A 14294-nucleotide genomic window follows, 5' to 3' on the forward strand; every position below is an offset into this window, starting at 1 on the left:
TCCCTATCGCCAGGAACCGCCATGGACTTCAACCAGTTCAACGTCAACGCCCTCATGGAGATCACCTCCCGCCCCGAACTGGTCTTCGTGCGAGGCCAGGGATCGTGGCTGGAAGACCATGAAGGCAAGCGATACCTGGACTTCGTGCAGGGCTGGGCCGTGAACACGCTGGGCCACTGCGCGCCCGAGATGCGCCGCGCCCTGATCGAGCAGTCCGAGAAGCTGATGAACCCGTCGCCGGCGTTCTACAACCAGCCCTCGATCGACCTCGCCACGCGCCTGACCGGCGCGTCGTGCTTCGACCGCGTGTTCTTCGCCAACAGCGGCGCCGAGGCCAACGAAGGCGCCATCAAGCTGGCGCGCAAGTGGGGCCAGGTGCGCCGCGACGGCGCCTACAAGATCATCACCATGAACCACGGCTTCCACGGCCGCACCCTGGCCACCATGTCGGCCTCGGGCAAGCCGGGCTGGGACAAGATGTTCGCGCCGCAGGTCGAGGGCTTCCCCAAGGCCACGCTGAACGACCTGGACTCGGTGCGTGCGCTGATCGACGACAAGACCGTCGCCATCATGCTCGAGCCGGTGCAGGGCGAAGCCGGCGTGTTCCCCGCCACGAAGGAGTTCATGCAGGGCCTGCGCAAGCTGGCCGACGAGCACCAGATGCTGCTGATCGTCGACGAAGTGCAGACCGGCATGGGCCGCACCGGCACGATGTTCGCCTACCAGCAATTCGACGTGGTGCCGGACATCATGACGCTGGCCAAGGGCATCGGCGGCGGCGTGCCGCTGGCCGCGCTGCTGGCCCGCCAGGAAGTGTGCGTGTTCGCGCACGGCGACCAGGGCGGCACCTACAACGGCAACCCGCTGATGGCGGCCGTGGGCGTGGCCGTGTACGACACGCTGACCTCGCCGGGCTTCATGGAAACGCTGGCCGCTCGCACCAAGCAGCTGTCCGAAGGCCTGAAGGCCCTGTCGGACAAGTGGGGGATGAAGGGCGAGCGCGGCATGGGCCTGCTGCGCGCCCTGCTGCTGGACCGCGACGACGGCCCGGCCATCGTCGAGGCCGCCCGCGACCTGCCGGAAGGCCTGCTGCTGAACGCCCCGCGCGCCAACCTGCTGCGCTTCATGCCGGCACTGAACGTCAGCGAAAGCGAAGTGTCGCGCATGCTGGAGCAGCTGGATGGGGTGATCGCCAGCGTGCGTAAGTAAGCGCCGCGGCACTTGGCCGCTGAAGAGAATCGCCGCGACTGTGCAGACAGCGCGGCGATTCCTTTGCACCCCCTGGGCCGGCAATCGCCATCCGTCTTCCTACGGGCAGCATCCTGTGGATGCGGCCTGGGCGCTGGGGGAATGGGACAGATTTGTCCCTATGTGCCATCGCAACGTCCATGTGCTTTAAAATAAGGGTTCATCAGGAGCTTTTGCCATGGGCGCAGTCCTCTCTCCCGTTGTCTCGAAATCCGAGACCGAAGACCAAGCGGTCAGCCATGACCGCTGGTTTCGTGCAAAGGTGCAGGCCAGCTTGTCCGATCCGCGTCCCGCCACCCCGCATGACCAGGTCATGGCCCACATGGATGCCATCATCGAAGCGGCGGAAAAACGTCAGCAAAGCGAGAAAGGCTGCAAGTAACCAGCCTTGAATCGAACCGGGACGGCATTCCAGCGAATGCCATGTGCCTGAAACGCGCCTGGATGACGCATGCTGGAAGTTTCCTGGCTACCCGCCGCCTTCGACGACTTGGCCAAAATCGTCACCTATATTGCCGAGCAGGACCCCAAGGCCGCACGCAACCTGCAGCAGCGCATCGAAAACGCAGTGCTGCCCGCCTCCGAACATCCTCATCTCTATCGACCCGGGCGCGTAGCGGGCACCCGCGAAATTGTCGCGCATCCCAATTACCTGGTGGTCTATCGCGTCACGGATGTGGCCATCGAAGTGATCAGCGTCCTGCATGCGCGGCAGCAATATCCCTGATACCAGGTTGGTGCCACGTATTGAAGAGGCCTGCTTCCCTCGAGAGAGCCTCTGCCGATATTGCGCAAGCCGACGTCAGTTCTCGCCATGCAGCGACTTCAGCTTCCTTAGCTCCGGAAACCACCACATCCACAACGCCGCCACCGCCACGGTGCCGATGCCGCCCAGCACCACGGCGGGCACGGCGCCCATCCAGGCGGCGCTCAGGCCGGCGCGGAATTCGCCCAGCTGGTTCGAGGTGCCGACGAACAGCGTGTTGACCGCGCTGACGCGGCCCAGCATTTCGTCGGGGGTGTTCAACTGCACCAGTGAAGACCGAACCACCACGCTGATGGCATCCGACGCGCCCAGCAGCACCAGCGCGGCCACCGACACCGGAATGGACGTGGACACGCCGAACACCACGGTGGCCAGGCCGAACAGCATCAGGGCGCCGAACAGCATGGGGCCGATGCGTTCGCCCAGCAGGTTGTGGCGTGCCAGCAGCAGGGCCATCAGCACCGCGCCGCAGGCGGGCGCGGCGCGCAGCGCGCCCAGCGCCCAGGGGCCGGCCTGCAGGATGTCCTTGGCATAAATGGGCAGCAGGGCCACGGCGCCGCCCAGCAGCACGGCGAACAGGTCCAGCGACAGCGTGCCCAGCAGGATGCGGCGCTGGAAGATGAAAGTGATGCCCGCGAACAGCGTGCGCAGGGTGGTGACTTCGCGGCGCGGCGGCGCGCGCTCGATGACCATCGTGACCATGCAGGAGAACGACACCAGGTACATCGCAGCGGCGATGCAGTAGATCCAGCCCGCGCCCAGGCCGTAGCCCACGCCCCCCAGGGCCGGACCGGCGATCATCGCCACCTGGTTCGACGACGTGGACATGGCGGTGGCGCGCGGAATCCACGCCCGCGGCACGATGGCCGGCAGCAGGGTCGGCAGGGTGGGCGCCTCGAAGGCGCGCGCGGAGCTGATGAGCACGATCATGGCGTACAGCAGCGTGCGGCCGCCGATGCCGTAGAGCGCCGTCAGGGCCAGCACCAGGGCCGCGACGGCCTCGATGACCATGCAGACGGCGACGATGGTGCGGCGGTCGTAGCGGTCGGCCACGTGGCCCACGGCCAGCGTCAGCACGGCCATGGGCAGGAACTGCGCCAGGCCGATCAGGCCCAGGTCCAGCGCGCTGCCGGTCAGTTCGTAGACCTGCCAGCCCAGCGCCACGGATACGATCTGGAAGGACAGCGAGGCGCCGAAACGCCCCGCCAGGAAATGCAGGAAGGCAGGCCGCGACAGCGGACTGGGGGAATCGGCGAGGGATGGATCGGCGGACATGGGAGGAAGCAGGTCGGCCGCCGACGCTCGTGTGTCGAAGCAAGGGGCGGCGTCCCTGGTGCGCGGGCGCTCGGACGGCGCCGGGAAGCGGAGATTCTAGCCACGCCTACCTGACATCGGACTAACGCACTTGTAACTGGCGCTTCCTTGGCAAGCCGCGCGTCAGCCCTGCGCCGCCTCCAGCGCCACCAGCTCCGCACCCTCGGTCACCTGGTCGCCCACGCCATAGAACACCTCGCGCACCTCGCCGTCGGCCGGCGCCGAGATCGTGTGTTCCATCTTCATGGCCTCCATCACGAGCAGCGGCTGGCCCTTCTTCACCGCATCGCCCGCCTGCACGCCGATCGAGATGATCTTGCCCGGCATGGGCGCGGTCAGGCCGCCACCATGGCCCTGCTCGTCGTCGCCGGCATGACGCAGCGCGTCGTGGCGCTCCAGCACGCGCACCGTGTCGCCGCGGAAGACGTGGAACTGGTCGCCCTGCACCACGACCGTGCCGCCCACCTCGCGCCCGTCCAGCACGATGCGCAGCGCGCAGCTGTCGGCGCCTTCGGATTCCACGCGCCAGGACCATGCCTGCTCGCCCTGGCCGCCATCGATGCGCCAGCCGTCGGGCCGGCACGCCGCGGCCACGGTGCGCATCTGGCCGCCATCGATCCACGCCAATTGCTGCGGCAGGCGGCCGCTGACGCGCCAGCCGTCGCGCACGCTCCAGGGATCGGCCGGCGCGATGCCGAGCGCGCCGGCAGGCGTTGCCGTCCCCGCCGACTGCGTCGCCGCGCCGCCCTTGCCATCCATGCCCTGCCGGGCCAGCCACGCGGCGCTGGCCAGCGCCAGCGTGTCCGCATCCGCCGGGCTTGGCGCGGGCAGCAGCGTGGCCCGGCGCCGCTCGATCAGGCCGGTATCCAGGTCCGCGGCCGCGAAGGCCTCGTCGCGCATCAGGCGGCCCAGGAAGGCCGCGTTGGTCTGCACGCCCACCACGCGCGTATGCGCCAGGGCCTGCAGCATGCGCAGGCGCGCCTGGTCGCGGTCGGCGCCATGCACGATCAGCTTGGCGATCATGGGATCGTAGAAGGGCGTGATGGCATCGCCCGCGCGCACGCCGCCATCCACGCGCACGTCGCCGTTGGCGAAGGCCGCATGCGCCGGCAGGTCCAGGTGGACCAGCGTGCCGATGGACGGCAGGAACCCATTGTCGGGATTCTCGGCATACAGCCGCGCCTCGATGGCGTGGCCCGTGATGCGCAGGTCCTGCTGGCGCGCCGGCAGCGACTGGCCCGCGGCCACGCGCAACTGCCATTCGACCAGGTCGTGGCCGGTGATCAGCTCGGTGACGGGATGCTCGACCTGCAGGCGCGTGTTCATCTCCATGAAGTAGAAGCGGCCATCGGGCTCGGCGATGAACTCGACCGTGCCCGCGCCCACGTAGCCGACCGCGCGCGCGGCCGCCACGGCTGCCTCGCCCATGGCGCGGCGGCGCTCATCGGTCATGCCGGGCGCGGGCGCTTCCTCGATCACTTTCTGGTGGCGGCGCTGCACCGAGCAATCGCGTTCGAACAGGTAGACGCATTCGCCCTGCGTGTCGGCGAACACCTGGATCTCGATGTGGCGCGGCTTCTGCAGATAGCGTTCGATCAGCACGCGATCGTCGCCGAAGCTGGACGCCGCCTCGCGGCGGCACGAGGCCAGCGCGTCGGCGAAGGCGGCCGAATTCTCGACCACGCGCATGCCCTTGCCGCCGCCCCCGGCGCTGGCCTTGATGAGCACCGGATAGCCGATGGCATCGGCCTGCGACTGCAGGAAGGCCGCATCCTGGTTGTCGCCGTGGTAGCCCGGCACCAGCGGCACGCCGGCCTTCTCCATCAGGGTCTTGGCGGCCGACTTGCTGCCCATGGCGGCGATGGCGTCGGCGGGCGGGCCCACGAAGGTCAAGCCGGCCTGGGCGACCGCGCGAGCGAAGTCCTCGTTCTCGGACAGGAAGCCGTAGCCCGGATGGATGGCCTGCGCGCCGGTGGCGCGCGCGGCCTGCAGGATGGCGTCGGCGCGCAGGTAGCTGGCGCGCGGCTCCGGCCCGCCGATGTGCACGGCGGTGTCGCAGGCCGCGACGTGGCGCGCCTGCGCGTCGGCGTCGGAATAGACGGCCACGGTGCGGATGCCCAGTCGGCGGGCGGTCGCGGCGACGCGGCAGGCGATCTCGCCGCGGTTGGCGATCAGCAGGGTATCGAACAGTTTGCTCATGGGCGGGTCCGAGAAAAAACTACAACGGCCAATACAGCTATCGCGGGCACCGCGGATCCGGGCTCCGCCGGCCCGCCGGTGCCGCCCCCTGGAGGGGGCGCGCGCAGCGCGTAGGGGGTGGGCTTTCTTCCAGGCTTTTCTCTACATCCGGAACACGCCGAACCGCGTGTCCTCGATCGGCGCGTTCAAGGCCGCCGACAATCCCAGCCCCAGCACGCGGCGCGTGTCGGCGGGCGTGATGATGCCGTCATCCCACAGCCGCGCGGTGGCGTAGTAGGGGTGGCCTTCGCGTTCGTACTGGTCTCGGATCGGCGCCTTGAAGGCGTCCTCTTCCTCGGCGGGCCATTGCCCGCCCTTGGCCTCGATGCCTTCGCGCCGCACGGTGGCCAGCACGCTGGCGGCCTGCTCGCCGCCCATCACCGAGATGCGCGCGTTGGGCCACATGAACAGCAGCCGCGGCGAATACGCGCGGCCACACATGCCGTAGTTGCCCGCGCCGAACGAGCCGCCGATCAGCACCGTGAACTTCGGCACGGCCGCGGTGGCCACCGCCGTCACCATCTTGGCGCCGTGGCGCGCGATGCCTTCGTTCTCGTACTTGCGGCCCACCATGAAGCCGGTGATGTTCTGCAGGAACACCAGGGGAATCTTGCGCTGCGCGCACAGCTCGATGAAGTGCGCGCCCTTTTGCGCCGACTCGGAAAACAGGATGCCATTGTTGGCCACGATGCCCACCGGCATGCCGTGGATGTGCGCGAAGCCCGTCACCAGCGTGGCGCCGAAGCGGGCCTTGAACTCGTCGAACTCGGACCCGTCCACGATGCGCGCGATGACCTCGCGCACGTCGTAGGGCTTGCGCGTATCGGCCGGGATGATGCCGTTGAGCTCGGCCGGATCGTAGCGCGGCTCGCGCACGGGCTGCAGCGCCAGCGGCCGGGGCTTGGTGAGATTGAGCCGCGCCACCGCCCCGCGCGCCAGCTGCAGCGCATGCAGATCGTTGGCGGCCAGATGGTCGACCACGCCCGACAGGCGCGTATGCACATCGCCGCCGCCCAGGTCTTCGGCGCTGACGATCTCGCCCGTGGCCGCGCGCACCAGCGGCGGCCCGCCCAGGAAGATCGTGCCCTGGTTGCGCACGATGATGGACTCGTCGCTCATGGCCGGCACGTAGGCGCCGCCCGCGGTGCAGGAGCCCATCACCACCGCGATCTGCGCGATGCCCTGCGCGGACATGTTCGCCTGGTTGTAGAAGATGCGCCCGAAGTGGTCCCGGTCCGGAAACACCTCGTCCTGGCGCGGCAGGTTGGCGCCGCCCGAATCCACCAGATACACGCACGGCAGCCGGTTCTGCGCCGCCACCTCTTGCGCGCGCAGGTGCTTCTTCACCGTCAGCGGATAGTAGGTGCCGCCCTTGACCGTCGCATCGTTGCAGACGATCACGCACTCCTGGCCCGAGATGCGGCCGATGCCGGTGATGATGCCCGCCCCGGGCGCCTCGCCGTCGTACATGCCGTGCGCGGCCAGCGGCGAGAGTTCCAGGAACGCGCTGCCCGGATCCACCAGCCGCTCGACGCGCTCGCGCGGCAACAGCTTGCCGCGCGCCGTATGCTTGGCGCGCGCGGCCTCGTTGCCACCCAGCGCGGTACGGGCCGTCTGGGCGGCCAGATCATCCAGTTGCGCCTGCATGGCGCGCGCGTTATCGGTGTATTCCTGCGAACGCGGGTTGATGCGGGATTCGATAATCGGCATGTAGGTCTTGTCTCTCTTCAACGCGCGCACGGCGTTTATGGCGCGGGGAATTATTTTTGTCGTACGGTCTTTGTGCTTTGCCGTTTCGGCATTGGTTCTTGAGGCGTCCTTTCAGCTTTCCGGCCTCGTGGCGGCCAATTGGAGCGAGGGCAGCCCCGCAGGGGCCGAGGGCGCCTGGTGGCGCGCCCGAACCGAGTGACTTGGCCGCCACGAGGCCGGAAAGCTGAAAGGACTCACAGCAATGCGAGCTCGCGGCATCGCAGTACTGGGGGTAGTGGGGTTCTGGTTGAACATGCACAGCGTGCATGCCGGCTCCGCTTCTCTCCACAAAGAAGAGGTCTGCCCACCACACCTCCAACGACATCGCAGCTGATTCCAGAGGTGTGACGGCGATTGAGTTTGCACAGAGCCAGCAGCGTTGCGGCGGATGGGGCGTCCCGGCCAATTGGAGGAGGGGAAGTCCCCGCAGGGGACCGAGGGCGCCTGGTGGCGCGCCCGAGCCCGACGACTTGGCCGGGGCGCCCCATCCGCCGCAACGCTGCGACTCAAGAACTCAAACAACAACCACCGCTACAAACCAAAACCCATCAAACCATCTCGATCGCCATGGCAACCGCTTCCCCGCCCCCGATGCACAGCGTGGCGACGCCCTTCTTGCCGCCCGTCTTGCGCAATGCGCCGACCAGGGTGGCGACCAGGCGGGCGCCCGACGCGCCGATGGGGTGGCCCAGGGCGGTCGCGCCGCCATGGACGTTGACCTTCTCGTGCGGCAGGTCGAAGTCCTTCATGGCGGCCATGGTGACCACCGCGAAGGCTTCGTTGATCTCGTACAGGTCGACGTCGGACGGCTTCCAGCCGGTCTTGGCGTACAGGTTCTTCAGCGCGCCCACCGGCGCGGTGGTGAACCACTGCGGTTCCTGCGAATGCTGCGTGTGCGCCACGATGCGGGCCAGCGGCTTGCAACCCAACTTCTGCGCGGTGGATTCGCGCATCAGCACCATGGCGGCCGCGCCGTCGGAGATCGACGAGGCGTTCGCGGCGGTGACCGTGCCGTCCTTCTTGAAGGCGGGCTTCAGCGTGGGGATTTTTTCCGGCATGGCCTTGGCGGGGGCCTCGTCGGTGTCGATGACCGTGTCGCCCTTCTTGCCGGCCACGGTGACGGGCGTGATTTCCCACTTGAACGAGCCGTCTTCGCTGGCGGCGCGCGCGCGGCGCAGCGATTCCAGCGAGAAGGCGTCCTGCGCTTCGCGGGTGAACTCGTACTTCGTGGCGCAGTCCTCGGCGAACACCCCCATGGCCTTGCCGCGGTCGTAGGCGTCTTCCAGGCCGTCCAGCGCCATGTGGTCGTACACCGTGGCGTGGCCGTAGCGGTAGCCCTGGCGGCCCTTGAGCATCAGGTAGGGCGCGTTGCTCATGCTTTCCTGGCCGCCCGCGACCACCACGTCGGCGGTGCCGGCCAGCAGCAGGTCGTGGCCGAACATCGCGGCCTTCAGGCCCGAGCCGCACACCTTGTGGATGGTGGTGCACGACACGCCCAGCGGCAGGCCAGCGCCCAGCGCGGCCTGGCGGGCGGGCGCCTGGCCCTGGCCGGCTTGCAGCACGTTGCCCATGATGACTTCGTTGACCTGCTCCGGCTTCAGGCCGGCACGCTCGACGGCGGCCTTGATGGCGACGGCGCCCAGCTCATGGGCGGCCAGGCCGGACAGGCTGCCCAGCATGCCGCCCATGGGCGTGCGGGCGACGGAAACGATGACGACGGGATCGGACATGATGAGACTCCTGGAAATCGGGACGAAGCGGGCGCCGGCACGGCGTGGCCGGCCCGGGCGCTGCCGCCTGGAAGTAATCGTAAGGGATAAAGTCTTTCAGCCGGACGCACGGCATCCCCGGGCGACGGCGCCCGCGGACGCGCGCGTCAGGCGGTTTCGTTGAACAGCTCCCGGCCGATGAGCATGCGGCGGATTTCGCTGGTGCCGGCACCGATCTCGTACAGCTTGGCGTCGCGCCAGAGGCGGCCCACCGGGTATTCGTTGATGTAGCCGTTGCCGCCCAGGATCTGCACGCCTTCGCCTGCCATCCACGTGGCCTTCTCGGCGGTATACAGGATGAGCGCGGCGCAGTCCTTGCGCACCTGGCGCACGTGCTCGCGGCCCAGGCTGTCCAGGTTCTTGCCCACGGCATAGCAGAACGCGCGGCTGGCCTGCAGCACCGCGTACATGTCGGCGATCTTGCCCTGGATCAGCTGGAACTGGCCGATGGCCTGGCCGAACTGCTTGCGGTCGTGGATGTACGGCACGGCCACGTCCATCACGGCCTGCATGATGCCCAGCGGTCCGCCCGACAGGACGGCGCGTTCGTAGTCCAGGCCGCTCATCAGCACCTTGACGCCGCCGTTCACCTCGCCCAGCACGTTCTCGGCGGGCACCTCGCAATCCTGGAACACCAGTTCGCCGGTATGGCTGCCGCGCATGCCCAGCTTGTCCAGCTTCTGCGCCACCGAGAAGCCCTTGAAGCCCTTCTCGACCAGGAAGGCGGTGATGCCGCGCTGGTTGGCCTCGGGGTCGGTCTTGGCGTAGACCACCAGGGTATCGGCGTCGGGGCCGTTGGTAATCCACATCTTGGTGCCGTTCAACACATAGCGGTCGCCCTTTTTCTCGGCACGCAGCCGCATGCTGACCACGTCGGAGCCGGCGCCCGGCTCGCTCATCGCCAGCGCGCCCACGTGCTCGCCGGACACCAGCCTGGGCAGGTAGCGGGCTTTTTGGTCGTCGGTGCCGTTGCGGAAAATCTGGTTCACGCACAGGTTGGAATGCGCGCCGTAGGACAGGCCCACCGAGGCGCTGGCGCGCGTGATCTCCTCCATCACCACCATGTGGGCCAGGTAGCCCAGGCCCGTGCCGCCGTATTCCTCGCTGACCGTCATGCCCAGCACGCCCAGGTCGCCGAACTTGCGCCACAGGTCCATGGGGAACTGGTCGGTGCGGTCGACCTCGGCCGCGCGCGGCGCGATCTCTTCCTGCGCGAAAGCGCGCACGGCGTTGCGCAGCATGTCCAGGTCTTCGCCCAGATCGAAACTGAGGCCGGGAATGTCCATGGTTGTCTCCGTGACAGTAGGCACTTACTTTTATGGTGTGCTTCGACGCTGCCGTCCGGTCGTGGCCGGCCGCGTCATCCTGCTCGCCAGCACAGCGCCGGGCAATGATGCACTGCAACTATAACGTTTACGTAAACGTAAAGTAGACAGGGAAAACCCGTACCCGCCGGCGGCTCAGGGAATCGTCCGCTTGTACGTCAGCAACTCCTGGCAGTTCAATTCCTGGCTCTCGATTTCCTGCAGGGTCTCGTCGATGTCCTGGCGTTGCTGCTCGAGCTGGGCCCGATGGCGGGCCAGCACGTTCAGGTATTCGCGCAGCTGCGGCTCGGTGTCGACCGGGCTTTCGTACATGTCGATCAGCGAACGGATCTCGGACAGCTGCAGGCCCAGCCGCTTGCCGCGCAGCGCCAGCTTCAGGCGGGTGCGGTCGCGCGTGCCGTAGACGCGGTTGCGCCCGTCGCGCGCCGGACTGACGATGCCCTGGTCTTCGTAGAAGCGGATCGTGCGGGGCGTGATGGCGAACTCGCGGGCGAGCTCCGAGATGGTCCAGGTTGACGGCGGCATGCGATGTATGGCAGTTTACGTAAACGTAAATTATGCTGGCCGGCCTGCCCCGTCAAGCCGGACGCTTCCACGTAGGCCTATCCGCAGATGAATCCCAACGAACATCAACTGCAGTATCCCTGGGGCGACGCGCAGCCCGACGCCGGCACCTCGCAAGCCGTGGCGGACGGCGTCAAATGGATCCGCATGCCGTTGCCGTTCGCGCTGGATCACATCAACCTCTGGCTGCTGCGCGACGAGATCGACGGCCGCCAGGGCTGGACCGTCATCGACTGCGGTATCTCGCGCGAGGAAGTGAAGACGCTGTGGAACCAGATCTTCGAGTCGCAGCTCGAAGGCCTGCCCGTGCTGCGCGTGATCGTCACCCACATGCATCCCGACCACGTCGGCCTGGCCGACTGGATCTGCCAGCGCTGGAACGCGCCCTTGTGGATGAGCATGACGGACTACGTCACCGCCTGCCTGTGGTGCTCGGACCAGAGCGGCTCCGGCCCCAACGGCGAGGCCGCGGTGCGCCACTTCGCGCGCCATGGCATGACCGATCCCGAGTCGCTGGAACAGATCCGCCAGCGCACGGGCTATTACATCAACCTGGTGCCGTCCATGCCGCGCCGCTACGTGCGCCTGCTGCACGGCGACCGCGTGAAGATCGGCCCGAACACGTGGCAGGTCATCGTGGGCTACGGCCACGCGCCCGAACACGTGTCGCTGTACAGCGACGCGCTGCGCGTGCTGATCTCCGGCGACATGGTGCTGCCGCGCATCTCCACCAACATCAGCGTGTTCGCGTACGAACCCGAGTCGAACCCGCTGCCGCTGTACCTGAACTCGCTGGACCGCTACGACGGCCTGCCGGCCGACACGCTGGTGCTGCCGTCGCACGGCCGGCCGTTCAAGGGACTGCACGAGCGCATCGCGCAGCAGCACAGCCATCACGCCGATCGCCTGGCCGAAGTGCTGGAGGCCTGTGCCACGCCGCAATCCACGTCGGACATCGTGCCCGTGCTGTTCCGCCGCAAGCTCGACCTGCACCAGATGACCTTTGCCATGGGCGAGGCGCTGGCGCATCTGCACGCGCTGTATTTCGAAGGCAAGCTCACGCGCGCCGAGGGGCAGGACGGGATCGTACGCTTCACCGCGGCGTAGGCGGCCGTCGTTGGCCGGGGGCACGCCAGGCAGGACGCGGCAGCAGCACCGTTTGCAGCGGTCGGGCTTGGCGACAGCGGCCGACGTGCGGCGGAGGCAAGGTCCGCCAGACCCCGCGCCCGCCTGCGCCTTTCAGCGGCTGGACGTCACCAGCCGCAGCGCCAGTCCGACGAACACCACCGCCGCCAGACGGTTCAGCACGCGCTGCGCCACGGGCGAGCGCTGCAGCAGCTGGCCGAAGGCGCCCGAGAAAAACGCGATGGCGCTGAACACCAGCAAGGCCGCCACCATGAAGGCCACGCCCAGCTCCACGATCTGCAAGGCAACCGGGCCCGCATCGGGCCGGGTGAACTGCGGCAGGAAGGCGAAAAAGAACAGCAGCACCTTGGGATTGGTCAGGCTCATGATCACGCCGCGGCGGTACAGCGCGGGCGAGGACATGCGCTCGGGGCGGCCCAGGTCTCCCGTGCCCACCGGCGCGCGCCACGCGCCCCAGGCCAGATAGGCCAGGTACGCCGCGCCCGCCAGCTTCAGCACCGTGAAGGCCGTGGGCGAGGCGGCCACCATGCCCGCCAGCCCGACCGCCACCGCCGCCGTGTGCCCCAGCACGCCGGTGCACAACCCCAGCACCACCATCATGCCCGCGCCGCGACCCCACATGGCGGACTGCACCAGCACGAACAGGTTGTCCGGGCCGGGCGCCAGGGCCAGCAGCACGGCAATACCGAAGAAGGCGATGAGGGCATCCAGGGGAAGCATGCGGGGTCTCCGTTTTTGATTTGCGCCATCGCACGGATGCGACGCCAGTGCCGCGCGCGAGGGGGCGAGGGGCAAGGCCGCGGGCCTTGCCTTGGCTGCCCGATGACGTGCTCCGATCATACGGGAAGCGCGTTCCGCCGGGCGTCCGCCCAATCCATGCGTGCCGGGCCATCGGTATAAGATTGGCCCCATCCCCATCAGACCCGACCCGCCGTAGCCCATGTCCGATTCCCGCCAGCACATCGATACCGTCCTGCAGCATACCGGCACCGCCCGCTTCGATCCCGAGACCGGCGTGGCGCCGGTCAACCAGCCGTCCGTGCGCGCCAGCACCGTGCGCTTTCGCGACCTGGACGCGCTGGAGAATGCCTACCGCCGCAAGGCCGCGGGCGAGCGGGCCATCACGTATGGCCGCGCCGGCATGGAGACCCACCTGGCGCTGGAAAGCATCTTCAACCAGCTGGAGGGCGGCACGCACTGCTACCTGTCGTCGTCGGGCATGGCCAGCAATACGCTGGTGTTCATGGCCCTGCTGTCCGCGGGCGACCATGCGCTGGTGGCCGACTGCGTGTACGGCCCCGTGCGCGAACTGCACGACGCGGTGCTGTCGCGGCTGGGCATCGAGATCACCTACTTCTCGCCCGACGCCGACCTCGAAACGCTGGTGCGGCCCAACACGCGTCTGCTGTATGCCGAATCGCCCGGCTCGCTGCTGTTCCAGATGATGGACATGCCCGCGCTGGCCGCCTTCGCGAAGCAGCACAAGCTGGTGCTGGCCACCGACAATACCTGGGGCTCGGGCTACGTGTACCGGCCGCTGGAACTGGGCGCGCACGTGTCGGTGATCGCCGGCACGAAGTACGTCGGCGGCCACTCCGACCTGATGCTGGGCGCGGTGGTGACCAACGACGACGAGATCGCCAGGCGCCTGGCCCGCACGCAGTACGCCATGGGATATTCGGTCAGCGCGGACGACGTGTGGCTGGCGCTGCGCGGCGTGCGCACCATGCCGATCCGCATGGCGCAGCACGCGAAACATGCGATGGCCGTGTGCGAGTGGCTGGCCACGCGGTCCGAGGTGTCGCGCATCTATCACCCGGCGTGGCCGCAGGATCCTGGCCACGCGCTGTGGCAGCGCGACGCCAGCGGCTCGAACGGCATGCTGGCCGTGTCGCTGAAGCTGTCGCCCGCCGCCGCGCGCCGTTTCGTCGAGGCCCTGACGCTGTTCGGCATCGGCTTCTCGTGGGGCGGCTTCGAAAGCCTGGTGCAGCTGGTGTCGCCGAAAGACCTGGCCAACCACGCCTATTGGCAGGAAGGCGACCTGGCGGCGGTGCGGCTGCACATCGGACTGGAGGATCCGCGCGATGTGATCGCGGATCTGGAGCAGGCATTGCGGGCGGCCGCGCAGGCGTAGAAGCCCGACGCGACGCGCAACGGGCGCGGCGTCTCTCGCCG

12 protein-coding genes are annotated in these 14294 nt (G+C 68.2%); 5 read left to right on the forward strand and 7 right to left on the reverse strand.

Features of this window, described 5'->3' with window-relative positions; translation table 11 throughout:
- Positions 1 to 21: 21 nt before the first annotated feature.
- The 3 genes from FS845_RS15515 (at position 22) to FS845_RS15525 (ending at position 1975) form a co-directional block, all read left to right on the forward strand.
- Entirely contained in the window at positions 22 to 1209 is a 1188-nt protein-coding gene (locus FS845_RS15515; protein ID WP_144636886.1) for an acetylornithine transaminase, read from the forward strand.
- 217 nt (positions 1210 to 1426) lie between these two features.
- A complete protein-coding gene (locus FS845_RS15520; protein ID WP_144636888.1) occupies positions 1427 to 1630 on the forward strand; it encodes a stability determinant in 204 nt (67 codons plus the stop codon).
- Between the two features lie 69 nt (positions 1631 to 1699).
- Complete coding sequence (locus tag FS845_RS15525; RefSeq protein ID WP_144636890.1) at positions 1700 to 1975, forward strand: type II toxin-antitoxin system RelE/ParE family toxin; 276 nt, start codon at positions 1700 to 1702, stop codon at positions 1973 to 1975.
- Positions 1976 to 2050: 75 nt separating this feature from the next.
- On the opposite strand, the gene FS845_RS15530 is transcribed toward FS845_RS15525, so the two are convergent.
- The 6 genes from FS845_RS15530 to FS845_RS15555 all read right to left on the reverse strand — a co-directional run bounded on the left by FS845_RS15530 (position 2051) and on the right by FS845_RS15555 (position 10934).
- On the reverse strand, positions 2051 to 3289 hold the full coding sequence (locus FS845_RS15530; protein ID WP_186332300.1) for an MFS transporter: 1239 nt from the start codon (positions 3287 to 3289) through the stop codon (positions 2051 to 2053).
- Between the two features lie 162 nt (positions 3290 to 3451).
- Positions 3452 to 5518: an acetyl/propionyl/methylcrotonyl-CoA carboxylase subunit alpha gene (locus FS845_RS15535; RefSeq protein ID WP_144637364.1), complete on the reverse strand. Its 2067-nt coding sequence runs from the start codon at positions 5516 to 5518 to the stop codon at positions 3452 to 3454.
- A gap of 150 nt (positions 5519 to 5668) precedes the next feature.
- Positions 5669 to 7276 (reverse strand): carboxyl transferase domain-containing protein, encoded by a 1608-nt coding sequence (locus FS845_RS15540; protein WP_144636894.1) that lies wholly within the window; start codon positions 7274 to 7276, stop codon positions 5669 to 5671.
- A 587-nt stretch (positions 7277 to 7863) separates the two neighbouring features.
- Positions 7864 to 9045: an acetyl-CoA C-acetyltransferase gene (locus tag FS845_RS15545; RefSeq protein ID WP_144636896.1), complete on the reverse strand. Its 1182-nt coding sequence runs from the start codon at positions 9043 to 9045 to the stop codon at positions 7864 to 7866.
- A gap of 146 nt (positions 9046 to 9191) precedes the next feature.
- A complete protein-coding gene (locus tag FS845_RS15550) occupies positions 9192 to 10370 on the reverse strand; it encodes an isovaleryl-CoA dehydrogenase (protein WP_144636898.1) in 1179 nt (392 codons plus the stop codon).
- A 174-nt stretch (positions 10371 to 10544) separates the two neighbouring features.
- On the reverse strand, positions 10545 to 10934 hold the full coding sequence (locus FS845_RS15555) for a MerR family transcriptional regulator (RefSeq protein ID WP_144636900.1): 390 nt from the start codon (positions 10932 to 10934) through the stop codon (positions 10545 to 10547).
- Positions 10935 to 11021: 87 nt separating this feature from the next.
- Here FS845_RS15555 and FS845_RS15560 point away from each other — a divergent pair, with 87 nt between their 5' ends.
- Complete coding sequence (locus tag FS845_RS15560; protein ID WP_144636903.1) at positions 11022 to 12080, forward strand: MBL fold metallo-hydrolase; 1059 nt, start codon at positions 11022 to 11024, stop codon at positions 12078 to 12080.
- Between the two features lie 132 nt (positions 12081 to 12212).
- Here the strand turns inward: FS845_RS15560 and FS845_RS15565 are convergent, their stop codons facing one another.
- Positions 12213 to 12839: a LysE family translocator gene (locus tag FS845_RS15565; RefSeq protein WP_144636905.1), complete on the reverse strand. Its 627-nt coding sequence runs from the start codon at positions 12837 to 12839 to the stop codon at positions 12213 to 12215.
- Between the two features lie 220 nt (positions 12840 to 13059).
- On the opposite strand from FS845_RS15565, the gene metC reads away from it, so the two are divergent.
- A complete protein-coding gene (gene metC, locus FS845_RS15570) occupies positions 13060 to 14253 on the forward strand; it encodes a cystathionine beta-lyase (RefSeq protein ID WP_144636907.1) in 1194 nt (397 codons plus the stop codon).
- Positions 14254 to 14294: the final 41 nt, after the last annotated feature.

It is taken from the genome of Bordetella genomosp. 13 (genome assembly GCF_007679965.1).
Taxonomy (GTDB): Bacteria; Pseudomonadota; Gammaproteobacteria; order Burkholderiales; family Burkholderiaceae_B; genus Bordetella.

Bases quoted from the DNA above. Each gene is read 5' to 3' on its own strand.
- FS845_RS15515 (WP_144636886.1), top strand. From the start codon at position 22: ATGGACTTCAACCAGTTCAACGTCAACGCCCTCATGGAGATCACCTCC.
- FS845_RS15520 (WP_144636888.1), top strand. From the start codon at position 1,427: ATGGGCGCAGTCCTCTCTCCCGTTGTCTCGAAATCCGAGACCGAAGAC.
- FS845_RS15525 (WP_144636890.1), top strand. From the start codon at position 1,700: ATGCTGGAAGTTTCCTGGCTACCCGCCGCCTTCGACGACTTGGCCAAA.
- FS845_RS15530 (WP_186332300.1), bottom strand. From the start codon at position 3,289: ATGTCCGCCGATCCATCCCTCGCCGATTCCCCCAGTCCGCTGTCGCGG.
- FS845_RS15540 (WP_144636894.1), bottom strand. From the start codon at position 7,276: ATGCCGATTATCGAATCCCGCATCAACCCGCGTTCGCAGGAATACACC.
- FS845_RS15545 (WP_144636896.1), bottom strand. From the start codon at position 9,045: ATGTCCGATCCCGTCGTCATCGTTTCCGTCGCCCGCACGCCCATGGGC.
- FS845_RS15550 (WP_144636898.1), bottom strand. From the start codon at position 10,370: ATGGACATTCCCGGCCTCAGTTTCGATCTGGGCGAAGACCTGGACATG.
- FS845_RS15555 (WP_144636900.1), bottom strand. From the start codon at position 10,934: ATGCCGCCGTCAACCTGGACCATCTCGGAGCTCGCCCGCGAGTTCGCC.
- FS845_RS15560 (WP_144636903.1), top strand. From the start codon at position 11,022: ATGAATCCCAACGAACATCAACTGCAGTATCCCTGGGGCGACGCGCAG.
- FS845_RS15565 (WP_144636905.1), bottom strand. From the start codon at position 12,839: ATGCTTCCCCTGGATGCCCTCATCGCCTTCTTCGGTATTGCCGTGCTG.
- metC (WP_144636907.1), top strand. From the start codon at position 13,060: ATGTCCGATTCCCGCCAGCACATCGATACCGTCCTGCAGCATACCGGC.